19 protein-coding genes are annotated in these 20,606 nt (G+C 63.2%); 12 read left to right on the forward strand and 7 right to left on the reverse strand.

What is annotated here, in order from left to right:
• Positions 1–116: 116 nt before the first annotated feature.
• From JYJ39_RS09220 to JYJ39_RS09240, 5 genes are all read right to left on the reverse strand, one after another.
• A complete protein-coding gene (locus JYJ39_RS09220; protein ID WP_205203816.1) occupies positions 117–719 on the reverse strand; it encodes a PqiC family protein in 603 nt (200 codons plus the stop codon).
• Positions 716–1,645 carry an MlaD family protein gene (locus tag JYJ39_RS09225; RefSeq protein ID WP_205203817.1) on the reverse strand — a complete coding sequence of 310 codons (930 nt, stop codon included), beginning with the start codon at positions 1,643–1,645 and terminating at the stop codon, positions 716–718. The genes JYJ39_RS09220 and JYJ39_RS09225 overlap by 4 nt, the downstream gene beginning before the upstream one ends.
• Positions 1,642–2,394 (reverse strand): ABC transporter ATP-binding protein, encoded by a 753-nt coding sequence (locus tag JYJ39_RS09230; protein ID WP_205203818.1) that lies wholly within the window; start codon positions 2,392–2,394, stop codon positions 1,642–1,644. Before JYJ39_RS09230 ends, JYJ39_RS09225 begins: the two co-directional genes overlap by 4 nt.
• 1 nt (position 2,395) lies before the next feature.
• On the reverse strand, positions 2,396–3,508 hold the full coding sequence (locus tag JYJ39_RS09235) for an ABC transporter permease (RefSeq protein WP_205203820.1): 1,113 nt from the start codon (positions 3,506–3,508) through the stop codon (positions 2,396–2,398).
• Positions 3,509–3,626: 118 nt separating this feature from the next.
• Complete coding sequence (locus tag JYJ39_RS09240; RefSeq protein ID WP_205203821.1) at positions 3,627–3,974, reverse strand: hypothetical protein; 348 nt, start codon at positions 3,972–3,974, stop codon at positions 3,627–3,629.
• A gap of 215 nt (positions 3,975–4,189) precedes the next feature.
• On the opposite strand from JYJ39_RS09240, the gene JYJ39_RS09245 reads away from it, so the two are divergent.
• The 12 genes from JYJ39_RS09245 (at position 4,190) to JYJ39_RS09295 (ending at position 17,498) form a co-directional block, all read left to right on the forward strand.
• The gene (locus JYJ39_RS09245; protein ID WP_205203822.1) at positions 4,190–6,340 is read left to right on the forward strand and encodes a UvrD-helicase domain-containing protein; all 2,151 of its coding nucleotides are present in this window, start codon (positions 4,190–4,192) and stop codon (positions 6,338–6,340) included.
• Positions 6,341–6,410: 70 nt separating this feature from the next.
• Positions 6,411–7,751, forward strand: a complete 1,341-nt coding sequence (locus JYJ39_RS09250; RefSeq protein ID WP_240189608.1) for a TAXI family TRAP transporter solute-binding subunit — start codon at positions 6,411–6,413, stop codon at positions 7,749–7,751.
• Complete coding sequence (locus JYJ39_RS09255) at positions 7,748–8,377, forward strand: ParA family protein (protein WP_205203824.1); 630 nt, start codon at positions 7,748–7,750, stop codon at positions 8,375–8,377. Before JYJ39_RS09250 ends, JYJ39_RS09255 begins: the two co-directional genes overlap by 4 nt.
• Before the next feature lie 22 nt (positions 8,378–8,399).
• On the forward strand, positions 8,400–8,615 hold the full coding sequence (locus JYJ39_RS14040; RefSeq protein WP_240189609.1) for a PP0621 family protein: 216 nt from the start codon (positions 8,400–8,402) through the stop codon (positions 8,613–8,615).
• On the forward strand, positions 8,605–10,203 hold the full coding sequence (locus tag JYJ39_RS09260; RefSeq protein WP_240189610.1) for a sensor histidine kinase: 1,599 nt from the start codon (positions 8,605–8,607) through the stop codon (positions 10,201–10,203). Before JYJ39_RS14040 ends, JYJ39_RS09260 begins: the two co-directional genes overlap by 11 nt.
• Positions 10,194–11,576 carry a sigma-54-dependent transcriptional regulator gene (locus JYJ39_RS09265; RefSeq protein WP_205203826.1) on the forward strand — a complete coding sequence of 461 codons (1,383 nt, stop codon included), beginning with the start codon at positions 10,194–10,196 and terminating at the stop codon, positions 11,574–11,576. Before JYJ39_RS09260 ends, JYJ39_RS09265 begins: the two co-directional genes overlap by 10 nt.
• Positions 11,573–12,139 (forward strand): 1,6-anhydro-N-acetylmuramyl-L-alanine amidase AmpD, encoded by a 567-nt coding sequence (ampD, locus tag JYJ39_RS09270; RefSeq protein WP_205203828.1) that lies wholly within the window; start codon positions 11,573–11,575, stop codon positions 12,137–12,139. The genes JYJ39_RS09265 and ampD overlap by 4 nt, the downstream gene beginning before the upstream one ends.
• Before the next feature lie 7 nt (positions 12,140–12,146).
• Positions 12,147–12,821, forward strand: a complete 675-nt coding sequence (locus JYJ39_RS09275; RefSeq protein ID WP_205203829.1) for a response regulator transcription factor — start codon at positions 12,147–12,149, stop codon at positions 12,819–12,821.
• Positions 12,811–14,076, forward strand: coding sequence for a sensor histidine kinase (locus tag JYJ39_RS09280; RefSeq protein WP_205203830.1), 1,266 nt, complete (start codon positions 12,811–12,813; stop codon positions 14,074–14,076). Before JYJ39_RS09275 ends, JYJ39_RS09280 begins: the two co-directional genes overlap by 11 nt.
• Positions 14,077–14,161: 85 nt before the next feature.
• The gene (locus JYJ39_RS09285; protein ID WP_240189611.1) at positions 14,162–14,845 is read left to right on the forward strand and encodes a class I SAM-dependent methyltransferase; all 684 of its coding nucleotides are present in this window, start codon (positions 14,162–14,164) and stop codon (positions 14,843–14,845) included.
• Between the two features lie 18 nt (positions 14,846–14,863).
• A complete protein-coding gene (locus JYJ39_RS09290; protein WP_205203831.1) occupies positions 14,864–16,741 on the forward strand; it encodes a sulfatase-like hydrolase/transferase in 1,878 nt (625 codons plus the stop codon).
• The gene (locus JYJ39_RS09295) at positions 16,716–17,498 is read left to right on the forward strand and encodes a phosphatase PAP2 family protein (RefSeq protein WP_205203832.1); all 783 of its coding nucleotides are present in this window, start codon (positions 16,716–16,718) and stop codon (positions 17,496–17,498) included. The genes JYJ39_RS09290 and JYJ39_RS09295 overlap by 26 nt, the downstream gene beginning before the upstream one ends.
• 64 nt (positions 17,499–17,562) lie before the next feature.
• Here the strand turns inward: JYJ39_RS09295 and JYJ39_RS09300 are convergent, their stop codons facing one another.
• Complete coding sequence (locus JYJ39_RS09300; RefSeq protein WP_240189612.1) at positions 17,563–19,518, reverse strand: LTA synthase family protein; 1,956 nt, start codon at positions 19,516–19,518, stop codon at positions 17,563–17,565.
• Between the two features lie 129 nt (positions 19,519–19,647).
• Positions 19,648–20,598 (reverse strand): CDF family Co(II)/Ni(II) efflux transporter DmeF, encoded by a 951-nt coding sequence (gene dmeF / locus JYJ39_RS09305; protein WP_205203833.1) that lies wholly within the window; start codon positions 20,596–20,598, stop codon positions 19,648–19,650.
• Positions 20,599–20,606 lie beyond the last annotated feature (8 nt).

Genomic DNA, 20,606 nt, shown 5'->3' on the forward strand with positions numbered 1-20,606 from the left:
TTGCTGTCCCCGGTGCAGAAAGCCTGGCATGAATCCGGGCGGGAACGATGAGATGCGTGCACTTCCGTAGGTGCCGTGATGTTGGTTCTGGCAATGGCTCTGCGCACTTTCCAATCTTATTTGGTAACGGAATGGTAGTGGCCAGAGTCGAGGCTGGCGGCAATCTGACGGCTGAGTTCGTACAGGGCGGCATTCATTGCGTGGATGGTGGCGCCGGTGTCGGTGTTGCCGGTGTCAATGCGAATGCGTTGTTCGTGCAGGCTGCTGGCAGTTGCGCCAGTCTGGATGTTCCACCGGGCATGTAGCCAGACTTCGTTGGCGGTGCCGGCATCGAAGCGGATGATTTCGAGATGCAGGCGACGGTCGGCGGTGATGCCCGGGGGAGCAGGGAGCTGGACCACTTGTCCGGCGCCGAGCAGTTGCCCGAGGTTTTCCCCAAGCGTGCGGCGCACGCCGTCTTCGAGCGGTTCCGCCCAGCGCTCGCGCTCACGCAGGAGCAGGCGGCCGCCGTGGTCACGGAGGACGATCTGCGGGCGGTTGAGGTAGTCGGGCAGGACGATGGCGCCGATACCTAGGCGGGGGGCTGTGGTGCTCGCGGCGCTGAATGTCGTCGTGGCCGGAGCCGCTTCGAGCAGGTAGAACTGGCTGGGTGGGCTGCTGGCGCAGGCACTGGTGAGCAGGGCGGTGGCGAGTAACAGGTGGGTACGGTGCAGCATCATTGTTCTCCCTTGCCACGCAACAGCGTTTCGGGCCGTTGCTCGATGGTTTCGGACAGCTGGCGGACTGCGCTGGCGGCCCGCGTGGTTTCTTTCAGTGCGCGTTGCAGGTTGTGCTGTAGCAGCGAATTGTCGGCGGTGGCAGTGCGGATGTCGGACGCTGCCGCCGCAATTTCTTTCAGTGCGCTTTGGGCGGTTTGCATGGCGCTGCGGGTTTCGGCCAGGGTGCTGTGGATGTCGCCGAGCAGTGGCGTGCTGCCCTGTTCAAGCCGGGCGCTCAGGCGTTTCATGTTGTGCATGGTCTGGTTGAGGGCGTGCAAGGTGGTCTGCAGCTGGTCGCTCTCGGCAGTCTTGCGCAGCACGCTGGCCAGGGCCGAAATGTCGCGGAAAAGTGTTTCGAAATCAATGTTGCTGAGTTGCTGTTTGAGTAGCTGAACGGGGGTCGGGATGGTTGGAATTTCCCGCAACTGGCCGGCGTCGCCATGTCCGCGCAGGCGGGCCGGGGTTTCTGGATGGAAGTCGAGGTCGATGTACAGTTGCCCGGTGAGCAGGCTCTGCATCGATAGCTGGCCACGCAGCCCCTGGGTGACGAACTGGCCCGAAGCCATCTGGTTGTTGATGTCCACCGACTGTCCGTAGAGATCGACAGCGGGTTGGGCGAAGAGCTCGATTTCGACCGGGATGAAGAACGATTGCCGGTTGCTGTCGAGGGCAATGCCGATTTGTCTGACCAGCCCGATGTTGACGCCGCGAAAGACGACCGGTGCACCCACTTGCAGGCCATAGACGGAGCCGTCGAAATACATGATGTAGCGCGATTTCTTTTTCCACAGATCGCCGCCGGCAACAAAGAAGAGCGCGGCGATCGCGAGCGTGATGGCGCCGAGGACGAAAGCGCCGATCAGTGCGGGTTGGGTTTTCTTGCTCACATTTTTCCCCTGCCGAGAAAGTTGCGGACGCCTTCCGGTCCGCTGTGTCGGAGTGTCTTCGGGTCGCCCAGGGCGATCATCGTGCGCGTTTCGGCGTCGAGGAAGACGGCGTTGTCGCCGATGGCGAAGATGCTGGCCAGTTCATGGGTGACGATGACGATGGTGGCGCCGAGGCTGTCCCGCAGTTCAAGGATCAGTTCGTCGAGATGGGCGGAGCTGAGCGGATCGAGTCCGGCGGACGGCTCATCAAAAAAGAGGATGTCCGGGTCCAGCGCCATGGCACGGGCCAGCGCGGCGCGCTTTTTCATGCCGCCGCTGATTTCGGAGGGATAGAAATCCTCGAAGCCGGCCAGTCCGACCAGGGCCAGTTTGACGGCCGCCAGTTCGCGTGCATCAGCCGCGCGGAAGCCGCCGATCTCGGTCATGGGCAACATGATGTTTTCACTCAGCGTGAGCGAACTCCACAAGGCGCCGCTCTGAAAAAGCACGCCGAAACGCCGCTGCATGGCCTGGCGGGTGCTGTCGTCGGTCTGCCAGAGATCGACGCCGGCAAAGCGGACGCTGCCGGCCGCTGGTGTCTGCAATCCGATCAGATGGCGCAGCAGGGTGCTTTTGCCGCAGCCGCTGCCACCCATGATGATGAAGATGTCGCCCTGTGCGATGGTGAAGCTGAGGTCGCGCTGGATCAGGCGCTCGCCGTAACGTAGGGTCAGCGAATCGATTTCGATGGCGGTCGGGCGCGGGCTCATGTCAGATGCCCAGCTGCTGGAAAAGAATGGTCAGCAACGAGGCGGAAATGGTGATCAGCAGGATGCCGAGCACCACCGCTGCCGTGGTCGCCTCGCCGACGGCCTGGGCGCTGCGCCCGCAGCGCATGCCGCAGAGACAGCCGGCAATGGCGACGAGCGCGCCATAGACGGTGCCTTTGACCATGCCGACGATGAAATGGGTCAGGTTCAGGGCTTTCGTGGTCTGCTGGAAATAGGCGAAGGCGCCGACATCGAACACCGTCGTCGCGATCAGCATGCCGGCGGCCACGCCGACAATGCCGGCGTACAGCGTCAGCAGCGGGGCCATGACCAGTAGCGAGAGGAAGCGCGGCAGCACCAGGAAATCGCTGACCGGCAGACCGAAGGTGCGGAAGGCGTCGATTTCCTCGTTCACCTGCATCGTCCCCAACTGGGCGGCGTAGGCAGCGCCGGTGCGCCCGGCAAGGATGATGCCGGTCATCAGCGCGGCGATTTCGCGCACCATGCCGATGCCGACCAGGTCGGCGATGTAGATCTGGGCGCCGAGCATGGCCAGCTGCGCCGCCCCCATGTAGGCCAGAATCGTGCCGACGAGAAAGCTGATCAGCGAGACGATGGGCAGGGCACGCGGTCCGGCATCCTCGGCGAAAAGAAGCAGGTCCGCCCGCTGGAAACGGGCTCGGCCCAGCACCAGCCGGCCGAGCGAGCGGAACAGGTCGCCGAGGAAAGCCAGGTTGAGCGGAAGGCGTTGCCAGGCGGCCAGTGTGACCTTGCCGACATGATCGAGGATGCCTTCTTCGTGCGAGTTGCCAGGTTGTCGCCGTGCCGGCACGGCCAGGGCCAGGCGCAGCAGGCGGGCCAGTCCGGGCGGCAGGCCGTCGTCGGCTACGACGCAACCGGCCTGGCGCGCTGATTCCGCCAGCGGCAGCAGACGGGCGAGCAGGCTGCTGTCCCAGCGGCCCAATCCGCTGCAATCGAACTGCAACCGCTCACCACCCGTCACTGACGGCAATGGCTCAGGCTGCTGTTCGCCGGCGTGCCAGTCGCCGGCAATCTGGCAGGTGAGGATGCCGGCTTCCTGGTGAAGCAGCAGGCTGGCGTTGTGCGAAGTCATGGCCAAGGATTCTAGCGCAGCTTGCCTGTTGTCATGCGCCGGGCGAGGACGGCGGCAGCCTGGCCCGGGAAACAAAAAACCACCGCGAACGGTGGTTTTCAGGGGGGGGCGCCTGCGCTCATGCTGCCTTTTTCGGCCAGCTCAGGTCGTTCCAGGCGTTTTGCCAGATCCGGTAGGTATTCTGTGCGGCCAGCAGGGAGAGCAGCGAGACGCGCGTCTGGTGGCGACACAGCCAGCTGAGTTGCGGTGCCGGGTTGAGGAGCGAAGGCGCCGGGCTGGTTTCGTCTTCGACCAGGCTAAGGAAGCGTTCGACGGCCAGGCCGGAGAATTCGCTACCGGCCGTCTGGCCACTCAGGTATTCGGCTTCACCAACGGCACGGCGCCAGAGTTTGAGTGCGAGTTCCTCGCTGATGCCGGCGCGTTTGGCAACCCAGGGGAGAATTTTCGGTGCTTGCATGCTGTTCATGGTGTTTTCCTTTCAGGCCAGGGTAGAGGCTGCTGTGATGTTGAGTGTCTGCCTTGTGAGCATTTTGTGCGGTGCACTATAAATATGGTGCGAAGTATACATTTTTCCAAGGAGGAGGGCGCTGCGCCAAGGTAAAAAATTGTTGCGACGCACAAATTCACCACAGTGAAGGGAAAGGGGTACACTGCCATGCTGTTTTTTCTTCCAGTATTGTCATGTCTGACCTCCTCCATCATCTCAATGCGCCGCAGTTGCAGGCGGTGACGCTGCCGCCGGTGCATGCCCTGATTCTTGCTGGCGCCGGTAGCGGCAAGACACGGGTGCTGACCACGCGCATTGCCTGGCTGCTAGCGACCAATCAGGTGGGGCCGGCGGCCTTGCTGGCGGTGACCTTCACCAACAAGGCAGCGCGCGAGATGACGGCGCGGCTGACGGCGCAGGTGCCGATCAATGTGCGCGGGATGTGGATCGGCACTTTTCACGGCTTGTGCAACCGCATGTTGCGCGCGCACTACCGCGAGGCGGGGTTGCCGCAGACCTTCCAGATTCTCGACAGCGGCGACCAGCTCGCCATGGTCAAGCGCTTGCAGAAAAACCTCGGGATGGACGATGAAAAATATCCGCCGCGCGAGCTCTGCCACTTCATCAATGCGCACAAGGAACAGGGGGTCCGGGCGGCGCAGGCCGAGGTGTATGACCATTACACGCAGCAGCGTGTGGATTTCTATGCCGAGTACGAAGCCCAGTGCAATCGCGAAGGGGTGTGTGATTTTGCCGAACTGCTGTTGCGCAGTTATGAGCTGCTGCAACGTAACGAGCCCTTGCGCACGCATTACCAGCAGCGGTTCAAGCACATCCTGGTCGATGAGTTTCAGGATACCAACCGTCTGCAATATGCCTGGCTGCAGTTGTTGGCCGGTGGCGGGGCAAAGATTTTCGCGGTCGGCGACGACGACCAGTCGATCTATCGTTTTCGTGGCGCCGAAGTCGGCAACATGCGCGACTTCGAGGCGCAGTGGTGTGGCGACAATATCATCCGCCTGGAGCAGAACTATCGTTCGCACGGCAATATCCTGGCCGCTGCCAATGCCATCATCCAGCACAACAGTGACCGTCTGGGCAAGAACCTGTGGACGGAAACCGGTGCCGGCGAGCCGATCCGGGTGTTCGAGGGCTATTCCGATCTCGACGAGGCGCGTTTCATTGTCGAGGAAATCCGCAGCCTGGTGCGCGACGGTGTGCTGGCCAGCCAGTGCGCCGTGCTCTATCGCTCGAACGCGCAGTCGCGGGTGATCGAACATGAGTTGTTTACCCAGGCGGTGCCGTACAAAGTCTATGGCGGGTTGCGCTTCTTCGAGCGGCAGGAAATCAAGCACGCGCTTGCTTACCTGCGTCTGCTCGGTAATCCGGATGACGATACGGCGTTCCTGCGCGTCGTCAATTTTCCGACTCGTGGCATCGGCGCCCGCTCGCTGGAGAATTTGCAGGCTGCCGCGCATCAGATGAATTGCAGCCTGTACAACGCGGCGGCCTCACTCAGCGGCAAGGCGGCGCAGACGGTGGGGGCGTTCGTCGGCCTGATCGAACGCCTGCGTAATGAAACGGCGGCGCTGCCCTTGCCGGAAATCATCGAGCACGTCAGCGAAGTGTCGGGCCTGCTGGAACACTACCGGCGCGAGAAAGAAGGGCAGGAGCGGCTCGACAACCTGAACGAACTGGTCAGCGCCGCTGCCACCTTCATTGATGCCGAAGGCGTCATCGGCGAGCACGGCGCGCTGGCGGATTTCCTGGCGCACGCGTCGCTCGAGGCGGGCGAGCACCAGGCCGGCGAAGGTCAGGAAGCGGTACAGCTGATGAGCGTGCATGCCGCCAAGGGGCTGGAGTTCGACGTGGTTTTCCTGAGCGGTCTGGAACAGGGGCTGTTTCCTCACGAAAACGCGGTCAATGAAGGCACGGCCGGGCTGGAAGAGGAGCGGCGCCTGATGTACGTGGCGGTGACGCGGGCGCGCCAGCGGCTCTACCTTTCCTCAGCGCAGAGCCGCATGTTGCACGGGCAGACGCGCTATTGCGTGCCGTCGCCGTTTTTCAGCGAGATTCCGGGCGAGTTGCTGCTGCGCCTGAACCATACGCGCACACCGTATCCGGCCAGCAATCGTCAGGCCGATACGGCCGGGGGCTGGGATGGGAGTGCGAGCACGGTGGCGGGCTGGCGCATCGGTCAGAGCGTCGAGCATGCCAAATTTGGCGCCGGCGTGATCGTCGCCTGCGAGGGGCGCGGTGCCGATGCCCGGGTGCAGGTGAATTTTGGTGGCGGGGCCGGCATGAAGTGGCTGGCGCTCGAATATGCCAAACTCACGCCCCTGTGAGTTTGTGCGCGGGCGCGGCAGTGATACCCTCACGCTTTCCGGATGTTGGTTACTTGATGGGTGAAGCGTGATGGCAAAAATCAAGGCAGGGCTCTTATCGCTGCGTGATCTTTTCGCGACGGCGTGGTGGATCTTCCTGATTGCCGGCATGGGTTTCGTGGTCGCCTATCAGTTCGTCGAACCCGCGCCGCCGCGCCATGTGGTCATGACCAGTGGCGGCGAAAGCGGCGCCTATTACCATTTCGCCAAACGCTACGCCGCCCTGCTGGCGCGTGATGGCATCACCCTGGAAATACTGCCGTCGGAAGGCTCGTTGCAGAATCTACAGCGTCTGCAGGCAGGCGAAGCGCAGATCGGCTTTGTCCAGGGCGGCACGATTCCGCCAGCACCGGATGACGACCCTGATGGCGAGTCGCCGTATCCTGAACTGCTCTCGCTGGGTAGCATGTTCTATGAGCCGGTGTGGGTGTTTTATCGTGGGCCGACCATCGACCGGCTGTCGCAACTCCAGGGCAAGCGCATTGCCATCGGCCAGGAAGGCTCCGGTGTGCGCCAGCTGGCGGAGCGCCTGCTGGAAGACAACGAGATCGATTTTCGCCGTAACACGATGCCCATTTCCGGCCTGGATGCGGCCGAGGAGCTGCAGCAAGGGCGCATCGATGCGGCGTTCGTGATTGCCGCCGAACATGCGCCAGTCGTGCAGGTGCTGCTGCGTTCGCCCGGTGTCAAGCTGATGAATTTCTCGCAATCCTTTGCTTACGAGCGGCGCTATCCGTTCATGACCCGGTTGACCATGCCGCAGGGGGTGGCCGATCTGGTCCGCGACCTGCCGCCGCAGGACACTCGGGTGCTGGCGCCGACGGCCAGCCTGGTGATCCGGGAGGATCTGCATCCGGCGCTGCAGAATCTGCTGCTGCAGGCTGCGCGCCAGGTGCATGGCAAACCGGGTTTCTTTCAAACGGCCAACGAGTTTCCCGCCTACATGGATGGCATGTTGCCGTTATCTGATCAGGCCGAGCGCTTCTTCAAATCCGGCCCGCCGTTCCTGCAGCGCTATCTGCCGTTCTGGCTGGCGGTGCTGGTGGATCGGTTGTTCGTGCTGTTGCTGCCGGTGATCGCCCTGCTGATTCCCTTGTTGCGGGTGGCGCCGGCACTTTACAGCTGGCGGGTGCGGTCCAAGGTGTTTCGCTGTTATGGCGAGCTGAAATTCCTGGAGGACGATCTGAAAAACCACTACGATCCGGCACGCAACGAGGAATATCGCAGCCGGCTCGATGCGCTGGACGAAGAGGCGGCAGGGCTGCGTGTCCCGCTGGGCTTTACCGATCTGGTCTATACCCTGCGCGAACACGTGAACCTGGTCCGGCGTATTCTGGAGAAACAGGAAGCCGGCGAAGGGAAGCACCCATGAAAACCTTTCTCGTCGCCAATCCCAAGGGAGGCTCCGGCAAGAGTACGCTGGCCACCCATCTGGCGGCTCACTTTGCGCATGCAGGGCAACAGGTGATGCTGGGCGACATCGACCGGCAGCATTCGGCGCGCGAGTGGCTGGCCAGCCGTCCGGCGCATTTGCCGGCTATCGCCACCTGGAATATCGGCCACGATCACATTGCCCGTCCGCCCCGGGGGGCCAGCCATGTCGTGCTGGATACGCCGGCCGGGCTGCGCGGCAAGATGCTGGACAAGGTACTCAAATTGTCGGCGCGGGTGATCGTGCCGGTGCAGCCTTCGATATTCGACATGCGCGCCACGCGTGTTTTCCTCGATGCCCTGCTGGCGGAAAAGGCCGTGCGCAAGGGGCGGGCCGATGTGGCCGTGATCGGCATGCGGGTGGATCCACGCACCCGGGCGGCAGCCGAGCTGGAGCGTTTTCTCGACAGTTTCCAACTGCCCGTGCTGGCCTATCTGCGCGATACCCAGCGCTATGTTCAGGCGGCCGCTGGCGGCCTGACCTTGTTCGATCTGCCGCCCGGGCAGAGCGAGCGCGATCGGGAACAGTGGCAGCCCATCATCGCTTGGGCGGAAGCGGCGGATTGACGCCGGGGCGACCGAGGACAGCATGCTCAAATATCTGCTCATCTGCATTCTGGCGCTGATCGTCTGGTGGGCGTGGCGGGCGCCGCGCCGCCGGGAACGGGCCGTTCCCCCCCGTAACGTGGAGGGGGATGAAAACATGGTGGCCTGCGCCCGCTGCGGGGTGTATCTGCCCGCGAGCGAAGCATTGCCCGGGCCACGGGGGACCTATTTTTGTTCGTCGCAACATCGTGAAGGCTAGCGTTCCTGCCTGGCTGACCAGCACCTGGGAGGCCAACTGGCACTCGTTCCAGTACTTCCTCTTTGCCCGCTTCCTGTTCGGCGCACTGTGCCTGCTCGGCCTGGTGTTCCCCGGGCAGTGGAACGTGCAGCTGGCCCTGCCGCCGTCACCGACGCTGTTCACCCTGTTCATCCTGTTCCTGCTGCTCAGCGGTGGTGGTCTGCTGCTCGCGCGTCTGTGGCAGAAGCATTTCAATTTCCAGCTGTCGCTGCAGGTGGTCGTCGACATCGTGCTGATCAACAGCCTGATGGTGCTGGCCGGGGGGATCGAGAGTGGTTTTGGCCTCATCCTGCTGGTTTCCCTGGCGGCGGCAAGTCTGGTCGGGCAGGGGCGCTGGGTGTTGTTTTATGCTGCGCTGGCAACGTTCTCCGTGCTGATCATGCAAAGTCAGGCGATTGTCGCGCAGGGGGCCGACAGTGGCAGCATCGTGCAGGCGGGGTTCATTTCTGCGGCGTATTTTGCCACCGCCATCCTGGCCCGCCTGCTCGGCCAGCGCATCATGGCCAACGAAGAGCTGGCGCGGCGGCGCGGTATCGAACTGGCGGACCAGATTCACATCAATCAGCGCGTGGTCGAGCGCATGCAGGATGGCGTGCTCATTCTCGGCCACGATGGTCGGATCGTGCGCCACAACCCGATGGCGGCGCGCCTGCTGGGCTTGCCGGAAGCCGCCACGCATCTCGAGAGTTGCACCCCGCCACTGGCCGCGGCGCTGCAGAACTGGCTGGCGGGCTATAGCAGCGACAGCGTCTTCATCAGCGGCGCCGGTAATGCCGAACTGGGGGCCCGCTTCATGCCCACCGGCAGCAGCAGCGGTGAAGTGCTGGTGTTCGTTGAGGATGTGGAGCGCATCAAGGAGCAGGCCAAGCAGCTGAAACTCGCCGCCCTGGGCCGTTTGACGGCCAGCATCGCACACGAAATACGCAATCCGTTGTCGGCCATCGGCCATGCCGCAGAGTTGCTGCATGAGGAGCGGCGTGGCGAAACATTCGATCGCCTGCTGCGCATCATCGGTGACAACACCTTGCGCCTGAACCGGATCGTGACCGATGTGCTTGAACTGGGGCGACAGAAGCAGGCACGGGTGGAAGGGATCAGCCTGCGGCCTTTTCTCGTCCGCCTGGCGGAAGATGCGCAGTCGGTGGGGCAATGGCCCCCCGACGTGGTCCGACTGGACGTGCCGCCGTCGTTGCTGTTGTGCTTTGACCGGGCGCATCTGCATCAGGTGTTGTGGAACCTGATCGCAAATGCCGTGCGTCATTCCAGTGGCAAACCCGGTGCGGTGCAGGTGCGGGCAGCGGCCAGCGAGGCCAGCGGCCGGGTGGATATTGCGGTGTGCGACGATGGCCCGGGCGTGTCGGAGCAGATGCGCGACCAGATTTTCGAGCCGTTCTTTACCACCCACAGCCTCGGGACGGGGCTGGGGCTGTTCATTGCCCGCGAACTATGTGTTGCCAACGGGGCCACGCTGGTGTTGCGCAATCTTGCTCCCGGCATGGCGCCGGGGGCACAATTCGTCATTTCCGGGAGATGTGACACGTGTCTGTAAGCCGTAATGAGCGCCGGCCACGCAGCGAACTCAAGCGCGTGCTGGTGGTGGATGACGAAGCCGATATCCGCGAGCTGATCGACCTCACCTTGCTGCGCATGGGGCTGACGGCGGTGTGCGCGGGTTCCGTGGCGGAGGCGCGGGCGGCGTTGGCCAGTCACGATTTCCAGTTGTGCCTGACCGACATGCGCCTGCCCGATGGCGATGGCCTGGACATCGTGCGTCATATCGGCGAGGCGTACGCGCATCTGCCGGTGGCCGTGATCACGGCCTACGGCAGTGCCGAAAATGCTGTTGCAGCGCTGAAGGCGGGGGCGTTCGATTATCTGGCCAAGCCGATTGGCCTGGAGCAGTTGCGCAATCTGGTGCAGGCAGCGTTGCGGCTGCCCGGTACGGAAGAGGCTGTCGGCACGGCGGAGCAGGAAGGGCCGGAATTGCTGGGGGCGTCCCCGGCCATGCAGCAGGTCCGGGCGATGATCGAGAAACTGGCGCGCAGCCAGGCGCCGGTGTACATCTCCGGCGAATCGGGTTCAGGCAAGGAGGTTGCCGCCCGCCTCATTCATGCCCGCAGTGCCCGCAGTGCCGGGCCTTTCGTGCCGGTGAACTGCGGTGCGATTCCGGAAAACCTGATGGAGAGTGAATTTTTCGGCTATCGCAAGGGGGCTTTTACGGGCGCCGACAGTGATCGGGACGGGTTTTTCCAGGCGGCGCACGGGGGCACCTTGTTTCTCGATGAAGTGGCCGATCTACCGCTGTCGATGCAGGTCAAGCTGTTGCGTGCCATTCAGGAAAAGAAAGTGCGCAAGGTGGGGCAGGTCAGCGAGGAGCCGGTGGATCTGCGCATTCTCTGCGCGACCCACCGCAATCTGCGCGAGTGCGTCGAGAGTGGCACGTTCCGCCAGGATCTGTACTATCGCCTCAATGTCATCGAATTGCGCATGCCGCCCTTGCGCGAGCGCAGCGAAGACATCGAAATGCTGGCCGAGCGCATTCTGAAGCGTCTGGCGGGGCCGGAGCATCCGCTGCTGTCGGCGCAAGCCTTGGTGATGCTGATGACGTATACCTTCCCCGGTAACGTGCGGGAGCTGGAAAACATCCTCGAACGCGCTACTGCGCTCTGTGCCGAGGGCGTCATCCTGCCCGAGGATCTGCAGCTGGAATCGTTGGCCGTGCCGGCTGGGGCGGTCGCTGCGGAGGCGGGGAGCTGGTCGGCGCCAGCGCGCCCGGCGCCGCTGGCAGAGCGCTTGCGGGCCATCGAAAGTGCGCTGCTGCGCCACGTCATGAGCGAGGCGGCGGACAATGCCGAGCAGGCGGCAGAGACCCTGCACGTCAGTGTCGAATCGCTGCAAGCCCGGCTGGCCCGCAACGCATGACGCAGGAGGACGGCATCTGGTTGGCGGAGGGCTGGTGGTCAGCGGCGCGCCACCATCCTTCACCCAACTTCGGGCCGCGGCCGCCGGCAACTCCGGTATCGCTGATCGTGCTGCACAACATCAGCCTGCCGCCGGGCGAATTCTCGGCGCAACCGGTGGTCGATTTCTTTCTCAACCGGCTGGCGGTCGACGCTCATCCTTACTTTGCGGAAATCGCATCGCTGCAGGTCTCGGCGCATTTTTACATTGCCCGCGATGGTGCGTTATTTCAGTTTGTCGGCGCCGATCTGCGAGCCTGGCATGCCGGCCAGTCGTGCTGGCGGGGGGACGCGAACTGCAACGATTTTTCCATCGGCATCGAACTGGCCGGCAGCGACGACACGCCTTTCGCCGCCGCTCAGTACGTCACGTTATGGCCGCTGCTGCGCGCCCTGCGCCAGCGTTATCCTGTCACCGCCATCGCCGGCCACAGTGACATTGCCCCCGGGCGTAAAACCGATCCCGGGCCCTGTTTCGACTGGCCCGCCGTGGCCGAACGTCACCCCGATCTCTGCCCGCCTTGAGACTGCCATGCGCTTGCTCGTCATCGAAGACCACCCCGACATCCTGGCCAATATTGCCGACTACCTGACGGCGGCAGGGCATGTCGTCGATTGCGCCCACAACGGTCCCGGCGGCCTGCACCTGGCGCTGACCGGCAGCTATGACCTGATCGTGCTCGACATCATGCTGCCGGGCATGGATGGCTTTCAGCTCTGCCGCAGCCTGCGCGCCAGCGGCAAGCGCACGCCGATCATCATGCTGACCGCGCGCGATACGCTCGACGACCGTCTGCAAGGGTTGCGCGAAGGCGCCGATGACTATCTGGTCAAGCCGTTTGCCCTGGCCGAACTGGCGGCGCGTATCGATGCCGTGCTGCGGCGCAGCGAAGGTTTTCAGTCGCGTCTGCAGGTGGATGATCTGCTGCTCGATCTCGCTACCTGGCAGGTCACTCGCGCCGGCCAGCCGCTGAAGCTGAATCCGGCCTGCCTCAAATTGCTCGAACTCCTGATGCGCAAGAGTCCTGGCGTGGTGCGCCGGGAAGAAATGGAGTTTGCCCTCTGGGGCGATCAGCCGCCACCGAGCGACAGTCTGCGCAGCCACCTGCATCTGCTGCGCCAGGCGGTCGATCGCCCTTTTGCACACAGCCTGCTGCACACCGTGCATGGCATGGGCTACCGCCTGGCGGCCGAGCATGCGCAGTGAACGCATGCCGCAGCCGTTGGCGCGGCGCATCCTGCTTTCCTTCATCCTGCTCACGTCGCTGGTCGCCGGCATCAATGCCTGGGCCATCATTACCGTCCTGCATGAGGTGGAAGAGGATCTGGTCGGCGAGGAATTGCGCCAGGATATGGCGGCGGTGGAAAACGTCTTCCTCACCGAAGGCCGGATTCCCGACCTGACGGGTGGCAGCGCCCTGTACGCGCCGACGCTGCGGCCGCAGAAACCCTTGCCGCGGGAGCTCGAAACACCGCACCCGGGGTATCAGGAAGTGGTCACGGAGCGTGTCGCCTGGCATGTGCTGGAAGAAGAAATCGATGGTCACCGTTTCATTCTGGTGCGCAATCAGGATGCCTTCGAGGCGCGTGAAAAGCTGTTTTACAAGGTGGTCGCGGGCGGCGTGTTGCTGGCCATCGCACTGGCCTACCTGATCGGGCGCCTGACTGTACGCCGGGTCATCGATCCGGTGATTCGCCTTGCCGCCGCCGTCCGGACGCAGGGGGCGGCACGGCCACTGGCGACAGCCTATGGTGATGACGAGCTGGGGCAGCTGGCGCAGGCATTCGATCAGGCATTCAACGAACTGCAGGCCGCACTCGAACGTGAGCGGCTGTTTACCAGCGACGTCAGCCATGAATTGCGCACCCCCTTGATGATCGTGTCGACGTCCTGCGAATTGCTGGCGCAGGGGCCGCTGCCGGACAACAGCCAGCGGCAGATTGCGCGGATCGCCAAGGCCGGTGCCGACATGCAGGCGCTGGTGGAAACCTTCCTGCAACTGGCCCGGGTGCAGACAACCCGGCTGGCGGAGGGCGACGGCGTCAGCCTCGAGCAGATTGCCGCAGAACAGGTCGCCGTGTGGCAACCGCTGATCGAAGTGCGCGGTTTGTCCTTCGTGTATCGCCAGGAAGGCACGGTGTCCGGCCGCTGGCACCCGACGCTGCTGCGCGTGGTACTGGGCAACCTGCTGCGCAATGCGCTGCATTACACCGAACAGGGCGAGATCCGTTTATGTCTGGATGTTGATGGTTTTCGTGTCGAGGATACCGGTCCCGGCATTGCGCCGGAAGAACTGGGCCGCATCTTCGAACCCTTCCAGCGCGGTCGGCATGCGCGTGGCGAAGGGCTCGGCCTGGGGCTGTCCCTGGTGCGCCGGGTATGCGCCCAGGCCGGCTGGAGTGTGACCGCCGAGGCGCTGGCGGCGGGCGGCAGCTGTTTCCGGGTCCGTTTGCGGCCCTGATTTCACAAAAATTTCACATTTTTTTGACGTGGCTTTGATTGCCGCATGTCTATCGTTGTCGCCATTACTTACTGACGGGCTGACCGTGACTAAACGCACACCGATCGAACTCGAGTTTTCCAAGAAATACGACGACGAACATTCGCTGCAGTATTTCCGCAAGCACAAGGATGGCCTGGCGCGTCGTTTATCCGACTGGCGGGATCAGCAACTGGCACGCCGGGCCCTGCAGATTGCCGGCAATCCCGGGGTGGTGCTCGATCTGCCCTGTGGCGCCGGACGGTTCTGGTCCTTGCTGGCAGAACAGCCGGAGCGTGTCATCCTGGCTGCGGACAATTCGCCGCACATGCTTGAGGTGGCGCGGCGTTGCCAGCCAGCGGAACTGGTCAGTCGGGTCAAGACGTTTCAGACCTCGGCGTTCGCCATTGATCTGGAGGATGGCGCGGTCGACTGTGTTTTCAGCATGCGCCTCCTGCACCACATTGCCGAACCGGAGCACCGTCTGGCCATGCTGCGCGAGTTTCACCGGGTGACGCGCGACACCTTGATCGTATCCCTGTGGGTGGATGGTAATTACAAAGCCTGGAAACGCCGCCGCCTGGAAGCTCGGCGTGCCTTGCGCGGTCCGGGCGAAAACCAGAACCGGTTCATGGTTTCGGCTGCCGTCGTCGAAGCGGAATTCGCCGCTGCCGGTTTCAAGGTGCTGGCGAGCCAGGATTTCCTGCCGCGCTATGCAATGTGGCGTGTTTATACCCTGCGCAAAGCCTGATTTTTACAGGAATAGACGATGTCGTTCGCCATTGATGCGGCTGCGGCGCCCGCAGCTGTGAGCCCGCTGCGCCGTTATTTTGCCCTGCTCTATGTGGCGCTGTGCGTCATGATCGGCCTGTTCTGGCCGCAGGTCGAAATTGAGGGGGCGCAGGCCTGGGGCTATGTCCTGCTCAGTACCCTGGCGTACTCTGGCGCCTATCTGCTGCTGGCGGCCCTGCCGCTGGGGCTGTTGTCACTGTTGCCACGCCGTCTGCCTGGACGTGATCTGTGGCTGGCCGGCGCGGCAGGCCTGGGCGGCAGCCTGGTGCTGCTGGCGGTGTATGCCGATTACCGGCTGTTTTCGCTCTACCAGTATCACTTCAACGGTTTTGTCTGGAACCTGCTGACGACGCCGGGGGGGATTGCGGCACTCGGTGCGACCGAATCGACGGAGCGTACGGTGGCCATGCAGGTGGCCGGCATCGTGCTGGCCAATATGGCCGTGCTGTGGCTGCTGCACCGCTATCACGACCGCGGCTGGCAATTGCCCCGGCGGACCTGGCGGCGGACGGCGGCCACCTTGTTTTGTTTGCTGGGCGTGGTTGAACTGGGTTTCGCCTACAGCGTGCATACCGGTCAGGAGAACATTCTGGCGGCGGCGGATGCGATTCCCTTCCATCTCAAGAGCGGCGCCAGCAAGCTGTTCAAGCGTCTGGGCGTCGAACCGCGGGGCAAGGAAAACATGCGCCTGGCCGGCGGTGAGGTGGTCTATCCGGCAGAGCCGGTCGATAGCAGCAAGGTACGGCCGGATAACGTGATCATTCTGGTGGCCGAATCCTTCCGCTGGGATCTGCTCGACCCGGAAATCACCCCCAACCTGTGGCGCTTTTCCCAGCGCGCGACGCGTTACGAGCGTCACTACAGCGGTGGCAACCGTACCCGCATGGGCATGTTCTCGCTTTTCTACGGGATTTACGCGCCCTACTGGTACAGCTTTGAAAAACAGCGGGTGTCGCCGGTGCTGATGCAGGTGCTGCGCCAACAGGGGTATCAGATGGCCCTGCATACCAGCCAGAGCTTCACCTATCCCGAGTTGCACCACACCCTGTTCGTCGATGTGCCGCCGGAGAATATGCACGCCATCCAGCAGGGCGATGCCTGGCGCCGCGATATCCAGAACATCGACGATCTCAGCCGGCATATCGATCAGCGCGATCCGAAGCGTCCCTTCTTCGGCTTCATGTTCTTCGAATCGACGCATGCGCCGTACAGTTTCCCGGAAGACAGCGCGCTGCGTCCGGACTACCTGCGTGACATGAACTACATCGATCTCGATCTGCGCAACAACATCGGCGGCATCCACAACCGCTACGTCAATGCGGCGCATCACATCGATGCCCAGTTCGGGCGTCTGCTCGAACACCTGGAACGTACCGGCATGCTCGACAAGACGGCTGTGCTCTTTACCGGTGACCACGGTGAGGAATTCATGGAAAAAGGGCGCTGGGGTCACGGTCATGGCAGCACCTTCCCGGAAGAACAGATCCGCGTACCGCTCGTGCTCTGGCGTCCGGGAGTCGAACCGGCCGTGGTCAGCCACCGCACCTCACACCTGCAGGTCGCGCCCACCTTGCTGCACTGGCTGGGCGTGCAACAGGCGCCGCAGACCTATAGCTCGGCGCTGCCGCTGGAGCAGGAAATGCCTTACTTCGTCTTTGGTGAATACGACCACATGGGCGTCGATGACGGCGAACACAAGATCGTTTTTCCCTATACCGGGCGCGACCATTTCCGTTACAGCGTCTATGACGAGAACGATCACCCCGTCACCCGCACGCAGCGCGATGAGGTGGTGGCTGCCGCCCAGCCCCTGCTGACGGCGGTCAGCCATGAAAGCCGGCGTTTCGTGCGCTGATGGGGGGCGTGTCCTGTCAGCCGGGACATCGAGCGGACTGGTGAGGGCTTCCCCGGAGCAACCGGCCAGTCGTCCGCTGACCAGGGCTGGTAGTCTGTTGCTGCCACTGCTGGCGATGGCGGGATTGCTCTGTTGGCCGCCGGAGCGCCTTGATTTTTATCTGAGCCGTATTTTTTATCGCCCGACGGCCGGGTTTTTCTTGCGTCATGATTTCTGGCTGGAGCGCGTGCTGCATGATGGTGTGCGCCAGGTGGCGGCTCTCGGCGCAGTCGGCCTGCTGCTGTGTTTGGCGGGGAGTTTCCTGCATCCGCGTGCCAGGGCATGGCGGCGCCCCCTGCTGTATTTGGCGCTGGCGATTACCTTATCCGCTGCTTCGATGCCATTTCTCAAAAGTGCGACCAAGGTCTACTGTCCGCAGCAACTGGAAGAGTTCGCTGGCGTGCAGCCCTACGTTCCGCTGCTGGCGCCGGTTGCGGCACCGCACGATACCGGGCGCTGCTGGCCGGGCGGGCATGCGGCGACGGCATTTTCGCTGTTTGCGCTTTACTTCGTCTTGCGCGACCGGCGGCCGCGTCAGGCCCGCTGGGTGCTGTACGCGGTCCTGGCCGGCGGAGCTGTGCTCAGTACGGCCCAGATCATGCGCGGCGAGCACTTTTTCTCACATAACCTGTGGACCATGTTGATCGACTGGACGATCTGTCTGCTGCTCTACCGCCTGCTGCTGTATCGTCTGCAGTCACCGGGACTGAGCGGGTGAACCCGGCCAGCGCTGGCGCCGGCCGGGAGGTGAATGTTGCTTTGGGGACAGCCCCCGGCGTTGTTCAGTGCCAGCCCAGCAGGTGGTTGCGGAAGGCGTAACTGGCGCCCTGATAGTAGGCAATGGCGCGGGCAATCAAGGGATCAGTGGGTGCGCCGGCTTGTTCGTCGCTCGCGCCCAGGGCGTCGCGGTGCTGCCGCAAGCCGCGGCGGGGGCTGAGGATGGCGAGGTCGTGGCCGTCGAAGAGCCCCAGATGCTGGTAATTGCCGATCGGCGCACGGCCCGGCAAGGAGTGTTGCAGCAGCAGGTTGCGGCCAAAAAAGGTGGATTCGTAGCTGATCCCGAGCAGGCCGAGCAAGGTGGGGGCAAGGTCGATCTGGCTGGCCAGGGTATCCACTTCGCGGGCAGGGATGAAGCCCGGCGCATAAATGAATAGCGGGATGTGGTAATTGGCTACCGGCAAGTCCTCCAGCCCGGCGCTGCCGGCCGTGTGATCGGCGACGAAAATGAACACGGTGTTGGCAAACCACGGCTTGCTGCGCGCCTGGGCGAGGAATTCGCCAATGGCGTAGTCGGTGTACTTCAGCGCCCCATCGCGCCCTTTACCGGAAGGAATGTCGATGCGGTTGTCCGGATAAGTGAAGGGGCGGTGATTCGACGTGGTCATCAGATGGAAGAAGAAAGGGCGTTTGCTGGCTGCCGCGTTATCGGCCTGTTGCAGCGCCTGGCGGTAAAGGTCTTCATCGGACATGCCCCAGGCGTTGGTGAACTTCATCTCTGCTTCCGGTACGCTGCTCTGGTCGACGATGCGGTAACCATTGCCACTGAAAAAAGCATTCATGTTGTCGAAATAACCGCGGCCACCATAAATGAAAGCGCTGTCGTAGCCGCGGGCAGCCAGTTGCTGGCCGAGGCTGGCGTAACCGCTCTCGCGGCCGATACGCTTGACGATGGAGCGCCCCGGGGTGGGCGGGATGGACAGGGTGATTGCTTCCAGGCCGCGATCGGTGCGCGTGCCGGTGGCCTGAAAGTTGGAGAAGAACAGGCTTTCCCGGCGCAGGCGGTCGAGATTGGGCGTCAGCTGACGTGGGTCGCCAAAACTGCCCAGGTAGCGGGCGCTCAGGCTTTCGATGGTGACCAGAATGACGTTGCGCGCCTGGGCCGGGCCGGGATTGTCGATCTGACGCCGGATGTCAAATGGCGCATCGCTTAGAAAGCGCGCGTTGGGTTCGCTTACTTCCGCGCGCAGCAGCGCTGCTGCCTGAGCTTGCGGCAAGGTGGCGTAAAACTGCGTGTAGTCGAGTTCGTTATTGCGGAATGCGGCAAAAAACTGGAAGGGGCCGTTGCTCGCCAGTTCGCGCTGATAAACATTGCCGCCGCTGTGATGGGGAAAGTCCTGGCCAATGGCCAGACTGTTGACGATTGCCAGGCTGAGCAGGGCGGCAAACGTTTTCACGGCTGGGCGCAGGGCCAGGGGTGGGGCGGAAAAGCAGGCGCTGAGTGTGCGGCGCAAGAGCAGAGTGAACACGCCGGCCAGAATCGCCAGCAAGCCCAGCAGTCGATAGAGGGGGTAGGACTCGATGATGTTGTCGATTACTTCCTTGGAATAGACAAGGTAATCCACCGCAATGAAGTTGAAGCGCACGCCGAATTCATCCCAGAACAGCCATTCGGCAGTGGCGACGAACAACATCAGGAACAGCAGCAGGGCAAACAGCACCGTCAGGGTGTGCCGATGCCAGCGAGTCTGCCACCAGCGGCGGGGGCAGAGCAGGAGATAAAGGGCCAGCGGCAGCACGGCGTAGGCGAGAAAGGCGAGATCGTAGGCCGTCCCCAGCAAAAACAGCTGCGCCGCCGCCAGTGGTCCGGCCGCAGCTTCTTGCAGATGAGTCAGCCAGAGCAGGCTGCGGGTACAGAAAAAAATGCCCAGCCAGCAGGCGACAAACAGGGCGAGGTAGCGCGTTTGCGCGTGGCGCGGCAAAAACAGGGGAGCTGTACGGACGATGTCTGGACGCTGCATGACGGGCACGAGGGATGAACACGCAGGCAGTATTGGCCGGCGGGCGTCAATAAAACGTCAAGGAAAGGTGAAAAAAACGTCAACGTCCCGACCTGGTCGGTACAGTTTCGAGCCAGTGCAGGGTCGGGTTTAGCGGCAGGTATCGCAGGGGTGGATTTCGACCGTGAGATGCACCAGGGCCTGTTCGTTTGCCAGCAGTTCGCGGATGGCGAGCGGTGTCAGCGTCGGATCATGCGAGAGCAGGGACAGGGTGCCGGCATAGCGGCCGTTACCGACACGCCAGAGGTGCAGGTCGGTGATGAGCAGATCGGCATTGAACCTGTGCAGTTGCTGGCGGAGGCGTGTGGACAGTGGTGACTCGACTTCGCGGTCGAGCAGGATGCGGCTGCTGTCGCGCAGCAGGTTCTTTGCCCACAGGGCGACCAGGGCGGCGCCGACCAGGGCGCAGGCGGGGTCAAGCCAGGACCAGCCCTGCCACCAGCCGCCGGCAAGGGCAGTGATGGCGAGGATCGAGGTGAGGGCGTCGGTGACGACGTGGACGTAGGCCGCCCTCAGGTTGAGATCGTGGTGGTGCTCATGCTCATGCCCATGATCGTGGTGGTGTCCGTGATCGTGGTCGTGGCCGGCCCGCAGCAGGATCACGGCGCAGACCAGGTTGACGATCAGGCCGAGGACGGCAACCGCAAGGGCTTCGGCGTAGGCAATCGGGCTCGGCGTGATGAGGCGTTCGACCGCGCCCGCGACCATCAGCGCCGCGATGGCGAGCAGGAACAGGGCGCTGGTATAGCTGGCCAGGATTTCGATCTTCCAGGTGCCGAAGACGAAACTTGGATCGTCGGCATAGCGTCGGGCGGTGCTGTAGGCGAAGACAGCCAGGCCAATTGCCAGGGCGTGCGAACTCATGTGCCAGCCGTCGGCGAGCAAGGCCATGGAGTTGAACCACCAGCCGGCACTGATCTCGATCAGCATCATCAACAGGGTGATCCAGAGCACCCGGCGCGTACCCGCCTCGGCGTGCCGGGTGCTGCTGGCAAAATCGTGTGAATGCGCCCAGCGTGAGAGATCGTGTGGTGTGTTCATCGCTCTGC

Origin of the sequence: Azonexus hydrophilus (assembly GCF_905120355.1) — a bacterium.
Lineage (GTDB): Bacteria > Pseudomonadota > Gammaproteobacteria > Burkholderiales > Rhodocyclaceae > Azonexus.